At 65.2% G+C, this 5,328-nt stretch carries 5 protein-coding genes; 2 read left to right on the top strand and 3 right to left on the bottom strand.

What is annotated here, in order from left to right; all coding sequences use genetic code 11:
* Positions 1-4: 4 nt before the first annotated feature.
* Positions 5-814 (bottom strand): enoyl-CoA hydratase/isomerase family protein, encoded by an 810-nt coding sequence (locus KDH09_13215; GenBank protein MCB0220654.1) that lies wholly within the window; start codon positions 812-814, stop codon positions 5-7.
* A gap of 292 nt (positions 815-1,106) precedes the next feature.
* Here KDH09_13215 and KDH09_13220 point away from each other — a divergent pair, with 292 nt between their 5' ends.
* Positions 1,107-2,483, top strand: a complete 1,377-nt coding sequence (locus KDH09_13220; protein MCB0220655.1) for a hypothetical protein — start codon at positions 1,107-1,109, stop codon at positions 2,481-2,483.
* A 57-nt stretch (positions 2,484-2,540) separates the two neighbouring features.
* On the opposite strand, the gene KDH09_13225 is transcribed toward KDH09_13220, so the two are convergent.
* Positions 2,541-3,110 carry an SCP2 sterol-binding domain-containing protein gene (locus KDH09_13225; GenBank protein ID MCB0220656.1) on the bottom strand — a complete coding sequence of 190 codons (570 nt, stop codon included), beginning with the start codon at positions 3,108-3,110 and terminating at the stop codon, positions 2,541-2,543.
* Positions 3,111-3,343: 233 nt separating this feature from the next.
* Here KDH09_13225 and KDH09_13230 point away from each other — a divergent pair, with 233 nt between their 5' ends.
* Positions 3,344-4,600 carry a glycosyltransferase family 4 protein gene (locus KDH09_13230; GenBank protein ID MCB0220657.1) on the top strand — a complete coding sequence of 419 codons (1,257 nt, stop codon included), beginning with the start codon at positions 3,344-3,346 and terminating at the stop codon, positions 4,598-4,600.
* Positions 4,601-4,757: 157 nt separating this feature from the next.
* On the opposite strand, the gene KDH09_13235 is transcribed toward KDH09_13230, so the two are convergent.
* Entirely contained in the window at positions 4,758-5,123 is a 366-nt protein-coding gene (locus KDH09_13235; protein ID MCB0220658.1) for an acyltransferase, read from the bottom strand.
* Positions 5,124-5,328 lie beyond the last annotated feature (205 nt).

Here is a 5,328-nt window from a genome sequence, read left to right on the forward strand (position 1 = left end):
CTCGTTACTTCTTCTTGTTCCGCTTGTTCGTAAAGTCGGGCTTGCGCTTCTGCATGAAGGCCATGATCGCTTCCATGTTCTCGGGCTGACCGACAGTGCGGCCCAGGGCGCCGCCTTCGCGGTTGCAGGCCTCGCGAAGGATGTCGCGGCGCCAGTCAAGGAGCATGCGCTTGGTCTCTACGAGCGAGCTGGGCGCGTGGCCGGCGATCTGCGCGGCGCGCTCCTGCGCTTTTGTGAGAATTTCGTCGTCGGCGTACTTGGCGGCGGCAAGGCCCAGTTCCACGCACTCATCGGCGCTGATCCAGTCGGCGCTCAGCAGCAGCTCGGAGGCCTTCTGCAGTCCCACGATCATGGGGAGCAGCACGGTGGAACCCGCCTCCGGGACGATGCCCAGGCTCACGAAGGGAAAACGCACGCGTGAGGACTCGCTCACGTAGACGATGTCGGCATGCAGCAGCGAGGTGGCACCGATGCCCACGGCGGGGCCGTTGACCGCGATGATGAGCGGCTTGTCGAAGTCGAGCAGCGCGTTCTGGTAGCCGGGAAAGCCCATCGGCGCCTCGGAGGTCTTGGGGCGCTCGCTCTTGCCGCCGCCGCCGGAGAAGACGGCCAGGTCCTGCCCGGCCGAGAAGGTCGTGCCCGCGTTGGTGAGCACCATGCAGACGACCTCGTCGTTCTCGCGCGCGTTATTGAGCTCGTCGCGCAGGTCGTCGTAGAGATCGTTGTTGAAGGCGTTCTTCTTCTCGGGACGATTGATCGTAACGGTGAGCACGCCGTCCTTGAGGTCGGTCAAAATGGTGGGCTGGTAAGTCATGAATGCATCCTTTCGGTCGGGCGCCTGTGTGTCTTCTCGGGTCTGACCCCGGCTACCCGCGCGCGGGAGTTTTCTAGCAGCTTTTTTCGAAAATGACGAGAGAGTCAGTGGGGAGCCCCGTTCAGGCACGACGCGCCCATTTCGGGGGTTTCGCATGGGCGTGGCGGGCTTTCACAGCCCCCGGCTTGCCCCGCCTCAGGCGCCGCAGCAATGTGCGTGTCTGTGACGAAGCTCACCCGAAAGCCGCCCGGCCGGGGCTAGGCTCGGCTCATCAAGCACTGGGGAACCACCAATGAGACCACGGATTGTGATTGCTGCGCTGCTCGCGCTTTTCATCACCGCCTGCAACGGCGGCACCGACTGGGAGCTGCTCTTTGCGCAGAACAGCGTCGTTTCCGCCGGCGTCGTTGCCGCGGCCGACGCGCAGGAAGTCGACCGCCTCGGATCGAGCACCGCCATCGACGGCGACCTCGCCGCCTTCGGCGCGCCCAATGAGGACGGCGGTCCCGGCGACCCGCTCCCGGAGACCGGCGCGGTCTATGTCTTCGCGCGCGGCGAGACAACCTGGGAGGCGCAGGCCAAGCTGCTGGCCAGCGATGCCGGGGCGAACTACCTCTTCGGCAGCGCTGTTGAGATCTCGGGCAACTACCTCATTGCCGGCGCGCCCGGGCGCGCGTCCTCGCTGGGCGGCGTCTACGTCTTCGCGCGCGACACCGAAACCGGCGACTGGGACCTGGGCTTCAGCCCGCTCATCACCGATCTCACAGGCACCGACATGCTCGGCGGCGCGGTTGCCATCTCGGGCGACTGGCTCGCCGTCGGCGGCCCCGGTCACGACACCGGCGGCATCAATGCCGGCGCGGTCTGGATCTCCGAGCGCACGGGACCGGGCAACAGTTGGAGCAACGGTGTGCGCCTGCAAGCATCCGACGCCCAGATGGGCGATCAATTCGGCTGGTCGGTCGCGCTCTCGGGCGACTGGCTGGCAGTCGGCGCGCCCGGCGAGGATGGCCCAAGCGAACAGCGTCCCGACGCCGGCGCGGTCTATGTCTTTCACCGCACAGGGCCGGGAAATGTCTGGGACGCGGGCACCAAACTCATTCCCGAGAGCCCGGGCCTTGCCGACCAGTTCGGATTCGATGTGGACCTCTCGGGCGAGCGCATGATCGTGGGTGCGCCCGGCGACGACGGCACGGTTGGCGACTCGGTTCCAAGTGCGGGCACCGCCTACATCTTCGAATACTCGGACATGAGTTGGCAGCAGACCGAGCAGCTTCGCGCGGTGGCGCTGCGCTCCGAGGATTTCTTTGGCTTCTCCGTCGGCATCGACGGCAACCTGGCGGTGGTCGGCGTGCCCGGCTGGGATTGCTTCAATCCCTACATCTGTCCATTGGATGCAATCGGCGATGACGTCGGCGTGGCCTATGTCTGGGGGCGCTACGAAGACGGCACCTGGGGGGTGCGCGGCATTCTACCCAACCTTGTCTCGACCCAGAACGACCGCATGGGCTGGTCGGTGGGCGTGAGCGGCGCCTACCTGAGTACCGGCGCATCCGAGGGTGGCGGCGCCGTCGGCAATGACGTCCCCGACGCCGGCACGGGTTTCTTCTACAAATCCCCCACGAGCCCGCCGATCATCTGCTCTCCAATTTCCTGGAGCTGCATCTAAAACAAAACGGCCGCCCATCGGGCGGCCGTTTTCGCTTGAATCAGCGTTGGAAACAAATCAGGTGGCAAACAGCATGCCGGCCTGCATGGCGAGCGACATGTCGCCCTCCAGGCGGATCTTGCCGGCCATGAAGGCCTGCTGCGGCGGCATCTGCTGCTCGCGCATTTCGTTCATTTCACCCTCGGTGGTCTTGATGGTGCACGTCGGGGTGTCGATGTCGATGCCGTTGAAGCCAATGGCGATCGATTCTTCCTTGCCGTCGTTGGTGGTGATCGTGAACTTCATGGTGCCCTGGAGCTGGCTGCGAACCTGCTCGGCCTTGTCCGGGCTCAGCATGCCGGCGGCCATCTTGGCGGGGCCGGAGATGTCGGCGTCGAGCTGATCGCCCGCGCGCGCCAAGCCCATCTTCAGGGCGGCTTCGGTGAAGGCCACGGTGATCAGGGGATCGCTGGCCTTGCCCGCGGTGATCGTGGGCTTGCCACCCTCGATCTTGCCGGTCCACTCGCCCGCACCGATCACTTCGATCTGGATCGTGTCCTTGACGTCGGGGAAGTCGACGCCGCTCAGGCTCGCCAGCTTCTCGGGAATGAATTTATCGAAGAATTCCTTTGCGCTCATGTCGGCCATTGGTATCAGGCCCTCCTCAGTATTCGTTGGTGCCTCCCCGGGGGAACCCGGGTGCGGCCCGCGGCGGATCAGTTCGATTGACTAGTTGACCCGCCAGTCAATGCCTTATAGCAAAGCCGCCCACCCTTGCAAAGCCTTTATTCCCCCTTGCAGGGCCAGTGAAATGGGAGATCGGAGTTGCCCCTGCGCTGGCTTCGCCCGGCCCAAGCGAATACCCTAGCGATATTGGGACCATGCGAATACTGCACCTCATCCAGCGCTACCCGCCGGCCATCGGCGGGTCGGAGAATTGGGCCGCTGCGCTCGCCGCGCGGCAGGCGCATGCAGGCCACTCAGTCGAAGTGATGACCTTCGATCTGCTCGGCGAAGATGAGTTCTGGCACCCGCGCCTGCGAAACGATCGCATTCCGCTGCCGCCTGACGAAGTGGTCGAGGGCGTCCACGTGCGGCGCTATGCCCCGGTGGATCTCAATCCCCTGCAACTCAGCCGCAGCGCGAGCCCGGCGCTCAGCTCACCGAAACTCGACAGCGTTTTTGCCGGCGTGGGCAGCAGCCTGCTCTCGCCGCCGCAGTCGCTTGGATTCTATCGCGATCTGCCCACGAGTGTGCGCAGCGCGGATCTGGTGCATCTGCACGCGGTCCCCTACCCCCACGTGCGCGCGGGATACACCGCCGCGCGGGCGTTTCGAAAGCCCGTCGTGATCACCCCGCACTTCCACGAGGGAGAGCCCACCCACGAGCGCCGCTGGGTAAAGCGCATCCTCGCCCACTGTGACGCCGTCTTCACGGTTACCGGCTGGGAAAAGCGCACGCTCACCCAGCGCGGCGTGCCGGAGAAAAACATCCACATCACCGGCAATGCGCTCACCAATGAGGCCATGACCTGCGAAAAGGCGCGCCCCATTGCAGCGGAGCTTCGCGCGCGCTGGGGCATTTCCGAGAACGCCCGGCTGGTAAGCTACCTGGGGCGCAAAGTCGCGGCCAAGGGAATCGAGACCTTGCTGGGCGCGGCGCCGCACCTGATCGCCGAACACCCCGACGCGCGCATCATCCTTGCCGGTCCAGGCTCCAACTGGTTCGACAAGCAGCTCGCGGGCCTGCCGCCCACCATGCGCTCGGTCGTCGTCGACGCGGGCGTGCTCGAAGAAGAAGAGAAAGAAGCGCTGCTCTGCGAGAGTGAAGTCGTTGTCGTACCGGGCACGAACGAGGCCTTTGCCATCGTGATTTTAGAAGCCTGGGCCGCCGGCACGCCGGTGCTCGCCTCCCACACGGGCGCGCTCGCCGAAGTGGTCGGCGATGGCGGGCTGCTCTTCGAGCCCGGCCACACCGCTTCGCTCGCATCTCAGGCGGCGACGCTGCTCAGCGACGAAGCACTCGCCAAACGCCTGGCACGCATCGGCGCAGAAAAGGCGCAGGGCCGCTATAGCTGGGATCAGATCGCCGAGGTTGTCGAGAGAGTCTGCGCGCGGCTGGTGCCCGCTGCGGCGTAGCCTTCGGAATTTCACCGCCAAGGCGCCAAGAACGCCAAGTAAAGATTCATCTGCATGATACGCATCGTCTTTGCTCGATCACGCGAGGGCAATGGCGAGCGATATCATTCACGCACGCTTGGCGTTCTTGGCGCCTTGGCGGTTGATCTCCGAGTTCTTACTTCGGCGGCTCGGCAACTTCTTCGGGCGTGAAGGTCCGTACGACCTTGGCGGGGCTTCCCACCACGACGCTATAGGGCGGAACATCCTTGGTAACTATCGAGCCCGCGCCCACGACGGCGTGCTCGCCGACGGTGACGCCGGGCAGGATGATGGCGCCCACGGCCACGTAGCTGCCGCGCTTCAAGGTCACGCCGCTGCGGCCCGAAGCCTCTTCGAGAACGCCCTGCAAATGCCGCGGGTAATAGGCGTGGGCCAGGATCACCGCGCGCGCAAGCACCGTCACATCGTCCTCGATCACGACGCCCCACGGATCGGCATCATCGATCAACACGTCCACCCCGATAAACACCCGCTCCCCCACGCTCACCCCGCGAAGGCGGTGGAGCGAGGCGCGCATTCCCGGAAACATCGGCAACACGCGGGCGCACATGTTCACCACGCGATTGAACACCGCGCGGAAGATGCCCGCCCCTTTGCTGCGCTCACTGCGCGGGATCTGCCCCATGCCCAGGTCGCGCGAGGTTTCGGGCAACTCACTCATCGTCGCGGACCTCGGTGTAGGCAAG

The organism is Chrysiogenia bacterium, from assembly GCA_020434085.1.
Lineage (GTDB): Bacteria > JAGRBM01 > JAGRBM01 > JAGRBM01 > JAGRBM01 > JAGRBM01.